Genomic DNA, 17,232 nt, shown 5'->3' on the forward strand with positions numbered 1-17,232 from the left:
GTTTTCTGTGTATTGAGAAAGAGAGGTCCCAACATGTCCTTTGTCCATCTCCACGTCCATACCGAATACTCCCTTCTGGACGGCTGCTGCCGGATTCCCGGACTGGTCAAGCAGGTCAAGGAGCTGGGGCAGACCGCCGTGGCCATCACCGACCACGGGGTCATGTACGGGGCGGTGGATTTCTACAAGGCCTGTAAGGCGGAGGGCATCAAGCCCATTCTCGGCTGTGAGGTCTATGTGGCCCCCCGGACCCGGTTCCAGAAGGAGCACGAGTTCGACGCCTCCGCCCGGCACCTCATTCTCCTCTGCCGGAACGAGGAGGGCTACCGCAACCTCTGCCATATGGTATCCAAGAGCTTCACCGAGGGCTTCTACATCAAGCCCCGGGTCGATCAGGAACTGCTGCGGGCGCACAGCGGCGGCCTCATCGCCCTGTCAGCCTGCCTGGCGGGGGCGATTCCCCGGCTGCTCCGAAACGGCCAGTACGAGGAGGCCAAGCAGGAGGCCCTGGCCATGCGGGAGCTCTTCGGGGAGGACGGATACTACCTGGAGCTCCAGGACCACAGCCTGCCGGAGGATCCCCAGATTCTCCAGGGTCTCCTGCGCCTCCACGAGGACACCGGCATCCCCCTGGTGTGTACCAACGACGCCCACTACCTCACCCGGGAGGACGCCCGCACCCAGGATGTCCTCATGTGCATCCAGATGGGGAAGACGGTGGATGACCCGGGGCGGATGAAGTTCGAGACCGAGGAGTTCTACGTCAAATCCGAGGAGGAGATGGCGGCTCTCTTCGCCCGGTACCCCGGCGCCCTGGAGAACACCCAGAAGATCGCCGACCTGTGCGAGGTGGAGTTCCAGTTCGGCACCTACCACCTGCCGGAGTTCAAGCTTCCGGAGGGCTGGACCGACGGGGACGCCTACTTTGAAAAGCTCTGTCTGGAGGGCTTCCGCCGCCGCTACCCGGACGAGCCGCCGGCGTACCGGCAGCAGCTTGCCTATGAGATGGACATGATCCGCCGGATGGGCTTTGTGGACTATTTCCTCATTGTCTCCGACTTCATCGGCTACGCCAAGGGCTGCGGCATCCCCGTGGGTCCCGGCCGGGGCTCCGCCGCCGGAAGCATGGTCTCCTACTGCCTGGACATCACCGACGTGGACCCCACCAAGTACGGCCTCTACTTCGAGCGGTTCCTCAACCCTGAGCGGGTCACCATGCCGGACATCGACATCGACTTCTGCATCCGCCGCCGGCAGGAGGTCATCGACTACGTCTGCCGGAAATACGGCGCGGACCATGTGGCCCAGATTGTCACCTTCGGCACCATGGCGGCCCGGGGGGCCATTCGGGATGTGGGCCGGGCCCTGAACGTCCCCTACGCCGAGGTGGACCAGATCGCCAAGCTGGTGCCCATGGGCGCCAACGGCCAGCACATCACCCTGGAAGAGGCCCTGAAGCTCTCCAAGCCCCTGCGGGAGCGCTACGAGTGGGAGGAGGAGATCCGAAAGCTCATCGACACCGCCCGGAGCATTGAGGGAATGCCCCGCCACGCCTCCACCCACGCCGCCGGGGTGGTCATCACCCGGCTGCCGGTGGACGACTACGTTCCCCTGGCGAAAAACGACGAGTCGGTGGTCACCCAGTACACCATGACCACCCTAGAGGAGCTGGGCCTGCTGAAGATGGACTTCCTGGGCCTGCGGAACCTGACGGTGCTGGACGATGCGGTGAAGCTGGTGCGGCGGCAGGAGCCGGACATTCGGCTCAGCGATATCCCGGACGATGACCCGGAGGTCTTTCAGATGCTCTCGGAGGGCAGGACCTCCGGCGTGTTCCAGATGGAGTCCCCGGGCATGACCGGGGTATGCGTGGGGCTCAAACCCCACAACATCGAGGACATCACCGCCATCATCGCCCTCTACCGCCCCGGCCCCATGGACTCCATCCCCCGGTTCATCGCCTGCAAGCACGACCCCGGCCTCATCCGCTACAAGCACCCCGCCCTGGAGCCCATTCTCTCGGTGACCTACGGCTGCATTGTCTACCAGGAGCAGGTTATCGAAATCTTCCGCAAGCTGGGGGGCTATTCCCTGGGACAGGCCGACATGGTGCGCCGGGCTATCTCCAAGAAGAAAAAGGCTCAGATCGAAAAGGAGCGGCAGGCCTTTATCTGCGGCGACCCGGAGCGGAACATCCCCGGCTGTGTGGCCAACGGCATCCCGGAGCAGACCGGCCAGGACATCTACGACGAGATTTACGACTTTGCCAACTACGCCTTCAACAAGGCCCACGCCGTCAGCTACGCCATCGTCTGCTATCAGACAGCCTGGTTCAAATACCACCACCTCCGGGCGTACATGGCCGCCCTGCTGACCTCGGTGCTGGACTCCCAGGCCAAGGTGGCCGAGTATATCGGGGAGTGCCGGGACAACGGCATCCGGCTCCTGCCCCCCGACGTCAACGCGTCCGGGGCCGACTTCACCGTCTCCGGCGAGGACATCCGCTTCGGCCTGGTGGCGGTGAAGGGGGTGGGCCGGGGGGTCATTCAGAGTCTCCTGGCCGAGCGGGAGGCCCACGGGCCCTTTCTCTCCTTCCAGGATTTCTGCCAGCGGATGTCCGGGGCCGACCTCAACCGGCGGGTGGTGGAGAGCCTCATCAAGTGCGGGGCCTTCGACAGCCTGGGCGGCAGGCGCTCTCAGCTCCTGGAGGTGTACGGCCAGGTGCTGGACGCGGCGGCCCAGCAGCGCCGGAAGAACCTGGAGGGCCAGTTCGACCTCTTCGGCGGCGGGGAAGGGGAGGAGTCCTTCGGCCAGGTGGAGGTGGCCCTGCCGGATATTCCAGAGTTTGACCGCCACAAGCTCATGGCCATGGAGAAGGAGACCACAGGGCTCTACCTCAGCGGCCACCCCATGGACGAGTACCGGGAGGCAGCCCGGCGGGCCAGGGCCGTCCCCATGGGGTCCATTCTGGCCGATTTCGCCAAGGAGAGCGGACCCGAGACCTACCGGGACGAACAGCGGCTGACCCTGGCGGGCATCGTGGCCGCCTATAAGACGAAGACCACCAAGAACAACGCCCTGATGGCCTATGTCACCCTGGAGGATGACACCGGGGCCCTGGAGCTGCTGGTCTTCGCCAGGACCCTGGAGCGCTGCGGCAGCTACCTCAGAGAGGGGGCCGCCGTCTGCGCCGAGGGCCGGCTGTCGGTGCGGGACGAAAAATCCCCCCAGCTTCTGGCCGACGCCATCCGCCCCCTGGGGGACCCCGCCACCGCCGGGGAGGAAAAAGGGGTGAAAGGAGATCGGCTTTATATTAAGCTCTCCACATCCCAGAGCCCTGTGTTTGAAAAGATTCGCCGGGTCTTTCTCATGTTCCCCGGGGAGCAGCAGGCAGACCTCTACTTTGCCGATACCAAGAAGCGGCTGAGGACCTCCTGCCTCATCCATCCCGCCCTCCAGCAGGAGCTTGCGGAGCTCCTGGGGGCGGAGAATGTGGTGGTAAAGTGATATCGCTTGGCACAACGAGGAAGATATGAAAAAACTGGTTTCCCTGCTGTTTCATCGGGTGGTGCTGGTGGCCCTGTTTTTGCTCATCCAGATCGCCATTCTGGTGGTCATCCTCCTGAATTTCAACAACCTGTTTCTGCCCTTCTACGGCATCTGTTTTGCCCTGAGCCTCTTCGCCGTGTTTTGGATCACCGGGCGCAGCGGCGAGCCGGCTTATAAGATCGCCTGGATTGTCCCCATCCTGGTCTTTCCCATCTTCGGCGGGCTCTTCTATCTGCTCTTTGGCGGAAACAAGCTCAGCCGCCGGACCCGCCGTAAGATGGAGGGAATGAACCGGAGGATGGAGGAGGTGCTTGGCCCAGACTGTAAGGCGGAAAGCCTTGCCTGCGTGGGGGAGGACGCCGTCCACCAGGCCCGGTATCTGGAGCGTATGGCCCACTGCCCGGTCTATGGCGGCACGTCCACGGAGTACTACCCGGTGGGGGAGCTCTGCTTTGCCCGGATGGTGGAGGAGCTGAAGAAGGCGGAGCGCTATATCTTCGTGGAGTATTTCATCATCGAAGAGGGGGTGATGTGGGACACCATTCTGGACATTCTGAAGGAGAAGGCGCAGGACGGACTGGACGTCCGGGTCATCTACGACGACATTGGCTCCATGTTCACCCTGCCCCGGGACTACGCCCGGGAGCTGGAGAAGCACACCGGCATCCGCTGCTGCGTCTTCAACTCCTTCGTGCCCATCCTCTCCCTGCGGCTCAACAACCGGGACCACCGAAAATTCCTCATCATCGACGGCAAGGTGGCCTTCACCGGGGGCATCAACCTGGCCGACGAGTATATCAACCGGAAGGTCCGCTTCGGCCACTGGAAGGACAGCGCCATTCAGGTCCGGGGGGAGGCGGCCTGGAGCATGGCCGTCATGTTCCTCACCCTCTGGGACTACACCCGGGAGGAGGCCACGGATTTTGACGTCTTTCGCCCCCAGGGCGTCTTTCGGGAGGCGGAGGGCGGCTTTGTCCAGCCCTACACCGATAACCCCCTGGATGAGGAGGCGGTGGGCCAGACGGTCTATCTGAACCTCATCAGCAAGGCCCGCCGCTATGTCTATATCACCACCCCCTACCTCATTGTGGATGACAGCATGAACACCGCTCTGTGCATCGCGGCCAAATCCGGGGTGGATGTGCGGATTATGACCCCCCACATCCCGGATAAAAAGGTGGTCTTTGAGCTGACCCGGGCCCACTACCGGCCGCTGCTGGCGGCGGGTGTGAAGATTTACGAGTACACGCCGGGCTTTGTCCACGCCAAGAATTTCGCGGTGGACGACCGGTATGGGACCGTGGGCACCATCAATCTGGACTACCGCAGCCTGTTCCTCCACTTTGAGGACGGCGTCTGGCTGTGCGATGACCCGGCAATCCTGGAGATCAAGGCGGATTTTCTCTCCACCCTGAAGCAGTGCCATCAGGTGACCCTGGCCGAGTGTGAAGCCCTGCCCTGGTGGCGGCGGGCCCTCCGGGCGGTGCTGCGGATTTTTGCCCCGCTGATGTGAGACACGGCGGGGCTGGCCGGCGCCGCCGGTCAGAGGGCTGGAGCGGGATAAATCAGAAAAAGAGAAACCAGAAGTCCGGCGGCATGTGCGTACACACACCGCCGGACTTCCGGTTGTTCTGCCGGTCAGAAGGGGGACGATAAACCGGCGATCCCATAAGGGGGCGCTAGGGCTTGTTTGAAAATTGGCGATATGTCCGGCAGCGAGGGATTTTGGGCCTCTGGCAAGCAATTTTTTCGCAGGAATCCTGGCGGATTGCAAGGAAAAATTGCGCCGTCCAGGGGGCAAAAGACCCGCCGGTTGGGCATGTTGACATTTTTTAAACAAGCCCTAGTCTCTCCGCCGGCCCAGGAAGCGGAGCAGATAGAGGAAGAGGTTGATGAAGTCCAGATAGAGCTGAAGGGCGGAGAAGATGGCGGCTTTCTGGGCCATGGCAGGGTCTCCCTGGTAGAGCAGGTAATAGGACTTGATGTTCTGGGTGTCATAGGCGGTGAGGCCCAGGAAGATGGCAATGCCAATCAGGCAGTAGATGCGGTCGATGCTCTGGGAGAAGGGGAAAAACAGCGAGAACACCCCGAAGATCAGCAGGAGGATCAGCCCTCCCACCAGAATGGGGCGCAGCCGGAAGAGGTCGGTTTTGGTGAAGTAGCCGTAGAGGGCCAGTCCGGCAAAGTAGACGGCGGTGGCGGCAAAGACCAGAATGAGGCTCCCCAGATGGAACAGGTAAAAATAGAGGGAGAAGACCACGCCGGTCAGGGCAGCGTAGGCGAAGAAGAGCATCCGGGCCGCCGGGACCGACAGCCGGTGGATTCGGGAGGAGAGGATCAGCACGACTGCCAGCTCCGCCACCAGTGTGATGATGGAAAAGCCGGGGACAAAGACATAGGCATAGATGGTAATGCCCGTCAGATACCCGGCCAGGGCCACCAGGAAGGTGACCAGCAGGCCCAGGAACATCCAGAGGAAGGTCCTGGCGGTGTAGCTGCCCAGGGACTCCGTCTGGCCATACTGCTCCCGGAAGCGTTCTTCGCGGTAAAAATCAGGTTCCCGCATGGTTCAAATCACTCCTTCGAAATGGGCTTCCTTTACTATACCCGATTTCAGGGAAAAAGGAAAGGGGGCGCCCGCAATTTTGTCCGGGGAAAGGGAGACGGTCCGGCGGTTCTCGCCGAAAAGCGGAAATTCCTCAAAATAACACTTGCATTTTTCCCCGCACTCTGGTATTATATTGGTCGATGCTTTGTGATGAGCTGACACTTTAACCAGCGAGGAGGTTGAAGGAACTATGGCCAAATGCGAGTTTTGCGACAAGGGCGTTACGTTCGGTATTCAGGTGTCCCACTCTCACCGCCGCACCAACCGCCCCTGGAAGCCCAATGTGAAGCGCGTCAAGGCAATCGTGAACGGCACTCCCAAGCATGTGTACGTCTGCACCCGCTGCCTCCGTTCGGGTAAGGTCACCCGCGCTGTCTGAGTGCTTTCTGAAAGCGCCGCTCCCTCCGGGGAGCGGCGCTCAGCCTATCGGAGAAGTCCAGTTTCAGCTGGGCTTTTTCATTTATATGAGGTAAAAATTGCGGGTATTCGCATCTGGGAGTGGAATATGTTACAGCTTTGCTTATCCATGCTGAGTTTTGTCATTTTGCTGCTATACTGTAGGATGGCTTCGGCGCCTATGCCAACCATTCTCAGCAATCATTTTGGCATCCCGATAAAAAATCGTTTTCTCGCCATAGTTTTCATCAGTTCACATTTGCCGTTTCAAAAAGCAGATCTTAAAAATGATAGGAAGAAAATGGGCCTGTGGGGAATGATTGCGTATGTCGTTTTGGTCCCATTTGCAATATACATATGGATTACAGAGAAATCTTTCTGTTTTTTTGATCCGGAGGACATCAAAAATAATAAACTCGTCGCAGCTTTCCTTGTTGCGCTGCTTTGCCATATGGTTTGCCTTAGCATAGATACTCGTATCAAGGGCAGTATAGATGACATTCGAGAAGACCGGCAGATTACATTACAAAATCAAGAGACGCCTCCTTTTCCTGAAAAGTGTTCTTTATCCTTTCACACACCCAGCAAAGAGAGGAAGCTGGCACGTCTGATATTTCAATATCACCAAAAAGCGATCTATGATGAGAAAAGGCACGAATTTCATTATTTTTTCGACGGGAAAAAGCTGAGATTATGTGAGGATGGAACCTTCATTGCCATAGAGTAATCCCATAAATTATCAGCAATATCCAGCACAGGCGGACCGGTTCTTACAGTCTGAGGCAGCGACACAGAGAAAAGCCTTCTGCAAAGCTATCATCATAGTGTCTCACCATGCCGATGTTTATGCCGCTCTCATCCAGAAAAACAAGATGTTTAGATGAAAGATTTGGCGTATGCGCTTTCCACTTCTCTATATTTATATCACTTTTGAACTGCCATGTTGATGCGATTTGAGGGAGCTACTCTAAAGTTTTTGCACACAATTTCAGCTTCGAGCCGGCTTTTGCATTCATCTTGATTGGATGTTTCAGATTTTTCCATAAGAAAGGGCGGGCTTCCCTTCCGGCGCCAGATGTGGTATACTTGAGGCCAGAACTGTTTGGAAGGGAGGAGACCCCAATGGCCGCCACAGCCCTGCCGATAGAGTCCGCCACGCCGGAGGAGGCTGTCCAGATGATGGAGCAGATGGCCCAGCACCTCAGCCTTCCCACCATACTCTACAGCGTGCTCCTGTTTTTGGCCTGCCTGGTCATAATGAAGGTGGTGATCACCCTCATCGATCGGGCTATGACCCGGTTCAAGGTGGAGCCCACCGTCCACAAGTTCACCCGCTCCTGCTTGAAGGTGCTGCTGTGGCTGGTGACGTTGATGGTGGTGGCGGCCTACCTGGGTCTGCCGGTCAACTCCCTGGTGGCCATCCTGGGCATCGTGGGCGTGGCCCTGTCCCTCTCCCTCCAGGGGAGCCTGTCCAACCTGGCGGGCGGCATCACCGTTATGGTCACCCGGCCCTTTGCCGTGGGGGACTATGTAGAGGCCGGAGGGGTTTCCGGAACCGTGACGGAGATTGGACTGGTCTACACCAAACTGAAAACCGTGGATAACAAGCTCATATTCGTCCCCAACGGTGAGATTTCCACCGAGAAAATTACCAACTACAACGGTCAGGACAAGCGCCGGGTGGACCTGACCTTCACCGTGTCCTATGACGATGACCCGGAGCGGGTAAAGTCCATCATGCGGGAAGTGATTGGCGCCCACCCAAAGGCCCTCTTTACGCCGGAGCCTTTTGTCCGCACCACCGCCCTGGGGGAGAGCAGTGTGAGCTACACCCTGCGGGTGTGGTGCGCTGTGGGGGACTACTGGGACCTCTACTACGATTTGCTGGAACAGGTCCGCTCCAGCTTTGATCGGGAGGGGGTTGAGCTCACCTACAACCATCTGAACGTCCATGTGATCCCGCCCAAGGACGCCGTCAGCGGGACCTTGTAAGAAAACCGCTGTCCTCTCCAGGGCCTCATTAAGAGAACAGCGGTTTTCATTGGGGGCTCTTGGCTTTTCCTGGACCTGATCAACAGGTAGCTGGCGGAAAAGCACGCCCAGAAGGACATCCTTTCTCTCCCGCAATCTGTTAGCTGGGCATGGCCAGCCCCTGGATGAATCCTCCCAGGTCGCTGGAGAGAACCTCCCCGCCGATGACATTGTTTTTATAGATGAGGAGTCCCGCCTGGATGCCGGTCTCACCAGTGGGGTAGTTGGTGATCTCATAGGTGTAGCGCTTGACCCGCTTTCCCCGGTACTTGGTGAGGTCAAAGCCCTGGCCGGACTGGAGGGCCAGATACTGGTCATAGGTCTCGTCGAACTCCTCGGGGATGAGGAGCTCTTCCACGGACACAGGTTCCGGGGAGACCTGCCAGCCATAGCTCTCCAGATAGGCCACCCGGTCTTCATTGGTTTTGACGCCCTTGGGGCTGGCCGGGCCGGTGGAAGCGGCGTCCACATCGCCGCTCAGAAAGCCGCCCACCACCGCCGCCGCTCCGCAGAGCAGCAGCACGGCCGCAGCCCCCAAGGCCAGCTTCCCACGTCGCAGCCTGGCAGTCCAGATAAACACAGCGCAACGCTCCTTCCCTTGCTGGAACTCTTTCACAATCACTTGTATGCACCGGGCAGAAAGAATATGATAGAACAGAAAAGGGACAAGGAGGGCCGGCACATGGCAATGGAGCGGCTGGATAAGATTCTGGCGGGCACCGGGCGGTGGTCCCGGAAGGAGGTCCGGGAGCTGGCCAAGCTGGGCCGCGTAGCGGTCAACGGCCAGGTGGTCCGCCGGCCCGATGACAAGTTCGACCGAACGGCCATAGAGGTCCGGGTGGACGGGGAGCCTGTCTCCCCAGAGCCCTACTACTATCTAATGCTGCACAAGCCCGGCGGATTGCTGTCGGTGACGGAGGACCCCCGGCAGCCCACCGTGATGAGCCTGCTGCCCCCCCATCTGTGCCGGGTGGGACTCTTCCCGGTGGGGCGGCTGGACAAGGACACCGAGGGGCTCCTGCTTCTGACCAACAACGGCCCCCTGGGCCACCGGCTCCTCGCACCGGGCCGGCATGTGGACAAGGTCTACCTCGCCCAGGTGGAGGGGCGGCTGGACCAGAGCGACGCCGCCGCCTTTCGGGCGGGGATGACCCTGGAGGACGGACTCCAATGCCTCCCGGCGGAGCTGGAGGTGCTGGAGGACCCCTCTGCTGGCCTGGTGACCCTCCGGGAGGGAAAATACCACCAGGTCAAGCGGATGCTCGCCGCTCGGGGCAAGCCGGTGCGCTTCCTCAAACGGCTGTCCATGGGCCCCCTGACGCTGGACCCGGCCCTGGAGCCGGGGGAGTGGCGGCCTCTGACCGTGGAGGAGCGCTCCGCCCTGGAGGCGCTGGAGTAGGGCGCCGCGCAGGCGCAGGGAGCGCGTGTTCCATTGGAGGGTGGGGGGCAGCTGGTCAATCCATCTGATCATCTGCCTATAGCCGTTGGAAATTTTGGTCGTATTTAACAAAAACGGCAGTAGGGATCTTTTTTGGATAGAATCTCTATTTATTTTGGAAGAAAAAGGGCGAGTTTCCGAAATTTTCGAGATTCTCCTTCGGCGTTTTTCACAAAAAAAACCATTTTCCCTATTGAAAAGAGAGAAAAAAACCAGTATAATAGGAAAGTCGAATCCAGAGATATTTCAGGGCTCCGCGGTGCGGAGCAATTTTGCGCCATAGGGCGAGGAGAGAAGGGGGCAAAGCAATGTCCAGCCGGATTTTCCAGAGCGTGGTCTTGCAGATGAAGGACAGCACGGACCGCGCCATCGGCGTCATCGATTCCGAGGGAACGGTAGTAGCCTGCAACGAGCTGACCTGTATTGGCGAGAAGTGGACGGAAGCGGCAAAGGTGGTGCATGACGCTGAGACGGAGCTGGTGTCCTTTGAGGGCAACACCTTTAAGCAGCTGGCTGGCTGGAGTGCCCAGTTTGACTACGCGGCCTTTGCCTGCGGGGAGGACGAGACTGCCCGCATGGTCTGCGCCATGGCTGTGGTGGCCCTGAACGGGGCCAAGGCCTACTACGAGGAGAAACACGACAAGGCAACCTTTGTCAAGAGCATCATCTCCGACAACATCCTGCTGGGGGACATCTATGTCCGGGCCAAGGAGCTCCACTTCGTCTCCGAGGCGCCCCGGGCCGTCTTCCTCATCCGCCAGCTGGGCAGCACTGACATGGCCGCCATCGACGTGGTCCAGTCCCTGTTCCCGGATAAGCAGTCCGACTTTGTCCTTTCCATCAACGAGACGGACATCGCGCTCATCAAGCAGCTCCCGGAGGGGACGGAGAGCAAGGAGCTCTACAAGATCGCCGAGCAGGTGGAAAACGCGCTGAAGAACGAGCTGGGCCTAAAGGTAGTGGTGGGCGTGGGCACCATCGTAGGGCACATCCGGGAGCTGGCCCGGGCCTACAAGGAGGCCCAGGTGGCCATCGACGTGGGCAAGGTCTTTGATACCGAAAAGTCCATCATCAACTACGAAAACCTGGGCATTGGACGGCTCATTTACCAGCTGCCCACGACCCTGTGCGAGATGTTTCTTCAGGAGGTCTTCAAGAAAAACCCCATCGACTCCCTGGACCAGGAGACCCTGTTCACCATCAACAAGTTCTTTGAGAACAATCTGAACGTCTCTGAAACCGCCCGAAAACTTTTCGTCCATCGAAATACCCTGGTCTACCGCCTGGAGAAGATCAAGAAGCTCACAGGCCTGGACCTGCGGGAGTTCGACGACGCCATCACCTTCAAGGTGGCCCTGATGGTCAAGAAATACTTAGTCTCCCGGGGCATTGAGTCCTGAGAGGTGTCCGGCTTTTGGAAAGCGCGGCGGGGGGCTGCCTCCCCGCCGCCGCCTTATGCCGCCTTATCATGGTTTCATGAGGGACCTGCTTATGATACGACTGATTGAAGTAAAAAAGACATACGACAACGGCACCCGGGCCCTCAAGGGAATTTCCCTGCGCATTGAGGATGGGGAGTTTGTCTTCCTGGTGGGCCCCTCCGGCTCTGGAAAGTCCACCATTTTGAAGCTCATTACCGGAGAGGTGCTGTGCAGCGAGGGCCGGCTGATGGTCAACGGCTACAACCTCAACAACATCCGTCCCCGGCAGATTCCCTACCTCCGCCGCACCCTTGGGGTGATCTTTCAGGACTTCCGCCTCATTGAGAAGAAGACAGTGGTGGAGAATCTGACCTTCGTTATGCGCCTGGTGGGGGCCTCTCCCCGGGAAATCCGCAAGCGGGTGGCCTATGTCCTCCAGCTGGTGGGCCTGGACCACAAGGGGGACCGGCTCCCCTCTGAGCTCTCCGGCGGAGAGCAGCAGCGGGTGGCCATCGCCCGGGCCCTGGTGAACAACCCCCAGGTCATTGTGGCCGACGAGCCCACCGGCAATCTGGACCCCCAGCGCTCCCTGGAGATCATGATGCTGTTGGAGAAGATCAACGAGCTGGGCACCACCGTGCTGGTGGTGACACACGAAAAGGAGCTGGTCAACCGCTTTGCCAAGCGGGTGGTAGCCATTGAGAGCGGCAGGATCATCAGCGACGGGACAGGTGGGTATTATAACAATGAGTCAGTATAATATGGGTTATCACCTGAAAGAGGGCTTCCACAGCATCTTCACCCACGGGCTTATGTCTTTTGCCGCCGTGTGTATGATTGTGGCGTGCCTGATTATCATGGGCTCCTTCTCCCTGGTGGCGGTCAGCCTGGACAACACCCTGGGGGACCTGGAGGCCCAAAATGAGTTCACCGCCTATGTGGAGGAGGGCATGGACGAGGCCGGCGCCCGGGCCCTGGAGAGTCAGATCCTCCAGATTCCCAACGTGGCCTCTGCCACCTTCGTCAATGGACAGCAGGCCCTGGAGGACTACCGGGAGCGGTATGTGGACAGCGAGAACGCCGTCCTCTTCGAGGACCTGCCGGAGGACCTGCTCCAGCATCGCTTCCGAATTCGCGTGGTGGACATTGAGCAGCTGGCCCAAACCGTGGAGGCGGTGGAGGCGGTGGACGGCATCTCGGACACCCAGGCGGCCCTGGACGTGGCCCGCGGCTTTGTCACCGTCCGAAATGTGGCGGGGGCTGTGGCCTGGATTCTCATTTTGCTGCTGCTCATCATCTCTCTCTTCATCATTGCCAACACCATCAAGCTGGCCACCTTCCACCGCCGGGAGGAGATCGCCATCATGAAGATGTGCGGCGCCACCAACTGGTTTGTCCGCTGGCCCTTTATCTTTGAGGGCATGATCCTGGGCTTTCTGGGGGCCGTGGTGGCCTTCTTCCTCCAGTGGGGCATCTACAGCCTGATGGTCACCGCGATCACAGAGTATGGCGGGCTCCAGCTCATCGCCATTGTGCCCTTCCAGACACTGGCCCCCCAGGTGGCGGTCATCTTTGTGGCCGCCGGGCTCCTCATCGGCGCCGGAGGCAGTCTGCTGGCCATCCGAAAGTTTCTTCAGGTCTGACCCAACAGGTCCCGGAAAAGGAGGAATTGTGTGTCCCATCCAAAGCAAACCCAAAAGTCCGCCCGGCCCAAGCGGAATCCCCGCAAGCGGGCGGCGGCCCTGCTGGCCCTGCTGTTGGCCCTGCTGATGATTCTCCCCATGCTCACTATGGTGGTCCAGACAGCACTGGCCGCCACCCAGGATGAGCTCCAGGCCCAGATCAACGCCGGCAAGGCCGAGGCCAACGAGCTCAACAGCCGGATTGACGCCCTGGAGGACCAGTTGAACGCCATCCAGGACGACAAGTCCCAGGTCATGGAGCAGAAGAGCCTGCTGGAGCAGCAGATCAATGCCCAGAATGAGGCCATCCGCGCGGTGGAGACTACCATTGCCCAGTATGACAGCCTGATTGCGGAAAAGGAGGCCGAGGTAGCCGAGACCCAGGCCAGGGAGGAGGAGCAGTACGCCCTCTTCTGCCAGCGGGTGAAGGTGATGGAGAAGGCGGGGACGGTGTCCTACTGGGACATTCTCTTCGGCGCCTCCAGCTTCTCCGACCTGCTGGACCGGGCCACCATGGTCAGCGAGATCATGGGGTATGACAATGAGATCATGGACGAACTGGCCGCCACCCGCAAGGCGCTCCAGGAGCAGCAGTCCGCCCTGGAGGACACCCGGGCGGAGCAGGAGGCCGAAAAGGAGGACCTGGAGGCCCGCCGGGCGGACCTGGAGGCCAAGGAGGCCGAGGTGGACCGGCTTCTGGCGGAGATCATTGCCAACGAGTCCCAGGTTGAGGCCGCTAAGGACGGCCTGGAGGCCGCCGCGGCGGAGATCGACGCCGAGGTGGCCCGGAAGCAGCGGGAGCTCCAGGCCCTGATTTCCGCCGGGCAGATCAGCTTCGACCCGGGCAGCGGCTGGCAGTGGCCGGTGCCAGGATACTACACCATCACCTCTCTGTTCGGCAACCGCATCCACCCCATTACCGGCCGGCCCAACAACCACACCGGCACCGATATCGCCGCCTCCGGCGGTACCCCCATCCTGTCGGCCCGGGGCGGTGTGGTGAGCATCTCCACCTATAACAGCTCCTATGGCAACTATGTGGTGGTCCAGCACGACAACGGCGTTTCCACACTCTATGCCCACATGCGCTCCCGGGCGGTATCTGAGGGAGATGTGGTGGATCAGGGGGATGTCCTGGGCTATGTGGGCACTACCGGCAGCTCTACAGGCAATCATCTCCATCTGGAATTCCGAATCAACGGGAGCCGGGTGGATGCCCTGGACTATTATCCCAACCTGAGCTTTACTTACCGCTGACCCCGAAAGGGGCGGCGTCCCAAGCCCCTGGGCGGAGACGGAGACGCACTCTGTCTCCGCCCAGTTCCGATTTTTTCCGGGAAAGGACGATGCCTGTGAAAACCAAGCGCTTTTCTCTCTTGACCCTCCTGTTGACGGCGGTGTTGGCGGTGGCGCTCACCGCCGGCGTCCTTCTGGGGGCGGCCTGGCTGCTTCTGGGCAGGGCGGGAATGAGCATGGTGGAGACGATGGTACTCATCAACACCCTTTTTGTGGGGGAGCATGACAACATTGGGGAGGCCGCAGACCAGGCGCTGAACAGCCTCATCGCCGGGCTGGGGGACCGCTGGTCCTATTACATGGACGCGGAGAGCTACCAACAAACGCAGGTGCGCCGCAGCAACTCCTATGTGGGCATTGGCGTCACCGTTACCTACCCGGAGGAGGGCGTCCTCCACATCGAGGCCGTGGCCGCCGGGGGGCCGGCAGAGGCGGCGGGCCTCCAGGCCGGAGAGGACATCACAGCGGTAGACGGCCGTCCCCTGACGGTGGAGAACGTTAGCGAGGCCACCGCCCTCATCCAGGGGGAGGAGGGCACCCAGGTGGTCCTCACTGTCCGGGGTCTGGACGGGGTGGAGCGGGAGGCGGCCGTCACCCGGGGACGGGTGGAGGAGTCTCCGGTGGAGGGGGAGCTTCTCTCCGGCGGCACAGGCCTGGTGACCATCCGCAACTTCAACAGCCGCTGTGCCCAGGACGCCATTGCCGCTGTGGACAATCTGCTGGAGCAGGGGGCGGAGCGGCTGGTCTTCGACGTGCGAAACAACGGCGGCGGCTATGTCAGTGAGCTCACCGAGCTGCTGGACCACCTGCTGCCGGAGGGGACCATCTTCCGGCAGCGCACCAACTTTGGCTGGGAGACCATTGTGGACTCCGATGCCCAGTGTGTGGAGCTGCCCATGGCGGTGCTGGTGAACGGAAACACCTATTCGGCGGCGGAGTTTTTTGCCGCCCAGCTCCAGGAGATGGATTGGGGGGGCATCGTGGGGGAGCCCACCTTTGGGAAGGGTTTTTCCCAGCAGACCTTCGCCCTGTCCAGCGGCGGAGCCGTCAACCTCTCCACCGCCCGGTATTTTACCGGGGAGGGGGTCTCCCTCATTGGCGCCGGCCTGACCCTGGACCGGGAGATCGCCCTCACCGAGGCCCAGGCGGCGGCCCTGTCCGCCGGGACCCTGGACCCGGCGGAGGACCCCCAGCTCCAGGCGGCCATTGAGCTGCTGCGGACGGCGGAGTAAACAGCCTGGAGAGTGAATGCAGGATTCTGACCGGATGGAGCACGAGACTGTATCTGATGCGTACAGATACCGGGAGCGGCGGCGTACTTCCGCCTCCGCTCTACACTGATTCAAGAAAGGCGGCCGTCCGCCGGTAGGCCCCCATTCCCAGGGGACTGGCGGTACAGCGCGGCCGGCAGGGTGATTGTTATGGCATACCGTCCCCTGGCAGATGAGATCCGGCCCACCAGTCTGGACCAGGTGGTGGGCCAGCGGCACATTCTAGGCCCAGACGGGCTGCTCCGCCGGATCATCGAGAGCGGGAGCATCCCCAACCTGGTCTTTTACGGACCCTCCGGAACGGGAAAGACCACAGTGGCCAACCTCATCGCCGCCCGGACCAACCGGGCCCTCCGGCGTATCAACGCCACCACCGGCGCGCTCTCCGATGTGAAGGACGTCCTCGCCGAGGTTGGCACCCTCATGGCCCCCAACGGCATCCTGCTCTACCTGGATGAGATCCAATACTTCAACAAAAAGCAGCAGCAGTCTCTCCTGGAGGTCATCGAGAAGGGGGACGTGACCCTCATCGCCTCCACCACGGAGAACCCCTATTTCTACGTCTACAACGCCGTCCTCAGCCGCTCCACCGTCTTTGAGTTCAAGCCGGTGGAGGCCGCCGATGTGCTGCCGGTCATTGACCGGGGCCTGGCGCGGATGGCCGAGCGGCTGGGGGCGGTGTTCTCCTGCGAGGACGGGGTGCGGGAGTCCATTGCCTCGGCCTGCGGGGGGGATGTCCGCAAGGCCCTGAACGCGGTGGAGCTGCTGATGAACTCCGCCAGACGGGAGGAAGGGACTCTCTTCCTCACCCGCTCCGACGCCCAGGCTGCGGCCCAGAAATCGGCGATGCGCTACGACCGGGAGGGGGACGACCACTACGATATCGCCTCCGCCCTGATGAAGTCTCTCCGGGGATCCGACCCGGACGCGGCAGTCCACTACCTGGCCCGGCTGCTGGAGGCCGGAGACCTCATCACGGCCATTCGCCGGCTTCTTTGCTCCGCCAGCGAGGACATCGGCCTGGCCTATCCCATGGCGGTGCCCATTGTCAAGGCATGTGTGGACAGCGCCCTCCAGCTTGGCCTGCCGGAGGCCAAGCTCCCGCTCTCCGAGGCGGCCATCCTGCTGGCCACCTGGCCCAAGTCCAACTCGGCCTGCCTGGCCATCGACGCCGCGCTGGCCGACGTCCGGGCCGGCCGCACCGGCTCCATCCCCCGGGAGCTCCAGAACGTCCACGCCGATTCGGCGGGCATGGAGCGGGAACAGGGCTATCTCTATCCTCACGACTTCCCCCGCCACTGGGTCCGGCAGCAGTACCTTCCCACCGAGCTTATGGGTCGGCGCTACTATCAGTACGGTGACAACAAGACCGAACAGGCCGCCCGGCGCTACTGGGAGGAGGTCAAGGGACCGGACGGCTGAATTTATATCAGGTGTCCATTCGGATCAGCGTGATATCCTGAGCGGCTAAGATTTACCATTGATTCGGCTGCCATTCTATTTCAAATCAGCGTCTCGACGAGGTCCTCCTCTTGTGATA

14 protein-coding genes are annotated in these 17,232 nt (G+C 60.9%); 12 read left to right on the plus strand and 2 right to left on the minus strand.

Annotated features, from left to right (window positions below; translation table 11 throughout):
* The first annotated feature begins 33 nt into the window (after positions 1 to 33).
* Both Q0K09_RS00940 and cls read left to right on the plus strand, forming a co-directional pair.
* Positions 34 to 3,507: a DNA polymerase III subunit alpha gene (locus Q0K09_RS00940; RefSeq protein WP_294471734.1), complete on the plus strand. Its 3,474-nt coding sequence runs from the start codon at positions 34 to 36 to the stop codon at positions 3,505 to 3,507.
* A gap of 25 nt (positions 3,508 to 3,532) precedes the next feature.
* Complete coding sequence (cls, locus tag Q0K09_RS00945; RefSeq protein ID WP_294471736.1) at positions 3,533 to 5,062, plus strand: cardiolipin synthase; 1,530 nt, start codon at positions 3,533 to 3,535, stop codon at positions 5,060 to 5,062.
* Between the two features lie 330 nt (positions 5,063 to 5,392).
* Here the strand turns inward: cls and Q0K09_RS00950 are convergent, their stop codons facing one another.
* A complete protein-coding gene (locus Q0K09_RS00950) occupies positions 5,393 to 6,115 on the minus strand; it encodes a Bax inhibitor-1/YccA family protein (protein ID WP_294471738.1) in 723 nt (240 codons plus the stop codon).
* 232 nt (positions 6,116 to 6,347) lie between these two features.
* Here Q0K09_RS00950 and rpmB point away from each other — a divergent pair, with 232 nt between their 5' ends.
* The 3 genes from rpmB (at position 6,348) to Q0K09_RS00965 (ending at position 8,545) form a co-directional block, all read left to right on the plus strand.
* Positions 6,348 to 6,536, plus strand: a complete 189-nt coding sequence (rpmB, locus tag Q0K09_RS00955) for a 50S ribosomal protein L28 (protein WP_294471740.1) — start codon at positions 6,348 to 6,350, stop codon at positions 6,534 to 6,536.
* A gap of 198 nt (positions 6,537 to 6,734) precedes the next feature.
* Positions 6,735 to 7,280 (plus strand): hypothetical protein, encoded by a 546-nt coding sequence (locus Q0K09_RS00960; protein WP_294471743.1) that lies wholly within the window; start codon positions 6,735 to 6,737, stop codon positions 7,278 to 7,280.
* Positions 7,281 to 7,675: 395 nt separating this feature from the next.
* Entirely contained in the window at positions 7,676 to 8,545 is an 870-nt protein-coding gene (locus tag Q0K09_RS00965; RefSeq protein ID WP_294471747.1) for a mechanosensitive ion channel family protein, read from the plus strand.
* Between the two features lie 139 nt (positions 8,546 to 8,684).
* Here Q0K09_RS00965 and Q0K09_RS00970 read toward each other — a convergent pair whose 3' ends face one another.
* Positions 8,685 to 9,164 carry a DUF4830 domain-containing protein gene (locus Q0K09_RS00970; RefSeq protein WP_294471749.1) on the minus strand — a complete coding sequence of 160 codons (480 nt, stop codon included), beginning with the start codon at positions 9,162 to 9,164 and terminating at the stop codon, positions 8,685 to 8,687.
* Between the two features lie 102 nt (positions 9,165 to 9,266).
* Here Q0K09_RS00970 and Q0K09_RS00975 point away from each other — a divergent pair, with 102 nt between their 5' ends.
* The 7 genes from Q0K09_RS00975 (at position 9,267) to Q0K09_RS01005 (ending at position 17,114) form a co-directional block, all read left to right on the plus strand.
* Complete coding sequence (locus tag Q0K09_RS00975; RefSeq protein WP_365931091.1) at positions 9,267 to 9,983, plus strand: pseudouridine synthase; 717 nt, start codon at positions 9,267 to 9,269, stop codon at positions 9,981 to 9,983.
* A 347-nt stretch (positions 9,984 to 10,330) separates the two neighbouring features.
* Positions 10,331 to 11,422 (plus strand): helix-turn-helix domain-containing protein, encoded by a 1,092-nt coding sequence (locus Q0K09_RS00980; protein WP_294471751.1) that lies wholly within the window; start codon positions 10,331 to 10,333, stop codon positions 11,420 to 11,422.
* A 91-nt stretch (positions 11,423 to 11,513) separates the two neighbouring features.
* Positions 11,514 to 12,203 carry a cell division ATP-binding protein FtsE gene (ftsE, locus tag Q0K09_RS00985; RefSeq protein WP_294471755.1) on the plus strand — a complete coding sequence of 230 codons (690 nt, stop codon included), beginning with the start codon at positions 11,514 to 11,516 and terminating at the stop codon, positions 12,201 to 12,203.
* The gene (gene ftsX, locus Q0K09_RS00990; protein WP_294471757.1) at positions 12,190 to 13,086 is read left to right on the plus strand and encodes a permease-like cell division protein FtsX; all 897 of its coding nucleotides are present in this window, start codon (positions 12,190 to 12,192) and stop codon (positions 13,084 to 13,086) included. The genes ftsE and ftsX overlap by 14 nt, the downstream gene beginning before the upstream one ends.
* A 30-nt stretch (positions 13,087 to 13,116) precedes the next feature.
* The gene (locus Q0K09_RS00995) at positions 13,117 to 14,382 is read left to right on the plus strand and encodes a peptidoglycan DD-metalloendopeptidase family protein (protein ID WP_294471759.1); all 1,266 of its coding nucleotides are present in this window, start codon (positions 13,117 to 13,119) and stop codon (positions 14,380 to 14,382) included.
* 89 nt (positions 14,383 to 14,471) lie between these two features.
* The gene (locus tag Q0K09_RS01000) at positions 14,472 to 15,653 is read left to right on the plus strand and encodes a S41 family peptidase (protein WP_294471761.1); all 1,182 of its coding nucleotides are present in this window, start codon (positions 14,472 to 14,474) and stop codon (positions 15,651 to 15,653) included.
* A 189-nt stretch (positions 15,654 to 15,842) separates the two neighbouring features.
* On the plus strand, positions 15,843 to 17,114 hold the full coding sequence (locus tag Q0K09_RS01005) for a replication-associated recombination protein A (protein WP_294471763.1): 1,272 nt from the start codon (positions 15,843 to 15,845) through the stop codon (positions 17,112 to 17,114).
* Positions 17,115 to 17,232 lie beyond the last annotated feature (118 nt).

The sequence above is a fragment of the uncultured Intestinimonas sp. genome, from assembly GCF_944387725.1.
Lineage (GTDB): Bacteria > Bacillota > Clostridia > Oscillospirales > Oscillospiraceae > Intestinimonas.

What these genes read in the sequence shown, in the direction of transcription:
- Q0K09_RS00940 (WP_294471734.1), top strand. Translation starts at nt 34, where the DNA reads ATGTCCTTTGTCCATCTCCACGTCCATACCGAATACTCCCTTCTGGAC.
- cls (WP_294471736.1), top strand. Translation starts at nt 3,533, where the DNA reads ATGAAAAAACTGGTTTCCCTGCTGTTTCATCGGGTGGTGCTGGTGGCC.
- Q0K09_RS00950 (WP_294471738.1), bottom strand. Translation starts at nt 6,115, where the DNA reads ATGCGGGAACCTGATTTTTACCGCGAAGAACGCTTCCGGGAGCAGTAT.
- rpmB (WP_294471740.1), top strand. Translation starts at nt 6,348, where the DNA reads ATGGCCAAATGCGAGTTTTGCGACAAGGGCGTTACGTTCGGTATTCAG.
- Q0K09_RS00960 (WP_294471743.1), top strand. Translation starts at nt 6,735, where the DNA reads ATGCCAACCATTCTCAGCAATCATTTTGGCATCCCGATAAAAAATCGT.
- Q0K09_RS00965 (WP_294471747.1), top strand. Translation starts at nt 7,676, where the DNA reads ATGGCCGCCACAGCCCTGCCGATAGAGTCCGCCACGCCGGAGGAGGCT.
- Q0K09_RS00975 (WP_365931091.1), top strand. Translation starts at nt 9,267, where the DNA reads ATGGCAATGGAGCGGCTGGATAAGATTCTGGCGGGCACCGGGCGGTGG.
- Q0K09_RS00980 (WP_294471751.1), top strand. Translation starts at nt 10,331, where the DNA reads ATGTCCAGCCGGATTTTCCAGAGCGTGGTCTTGCAGATGAAGGACAGC.
- ftsE (WP_294471755.1), top strand. Translation starts at nt 11,514, where the DNA reads ATGATACGACTGATTGAAGTAAAAAAGACATACGACAACGGCACCCGG.
- ftsX (WP_294471757.1), top strand. Translation starts at nt 12,190, where the DNA reads ATGAGTCAGTATAATATGGGTTATCACCTGAAAGAGGGCTTCCACAGC.
- Q0K09_RS01000 (WP_294471761.1), top strand. Translation starts at nt 14,472, where the DNA reads ATGCCTGTGAAAACCAAGCGCTTTTCTCTCTTGACCCTCCTGTTGACG.
- Q0K09_RS01005 (WP_294471763.1), top strand. Translation starts at nt 15,843, where the DNA reads ATGGCATACCGTCCCCTGGCAGATGAGATCCGGCCCACCAGTCTGGAC.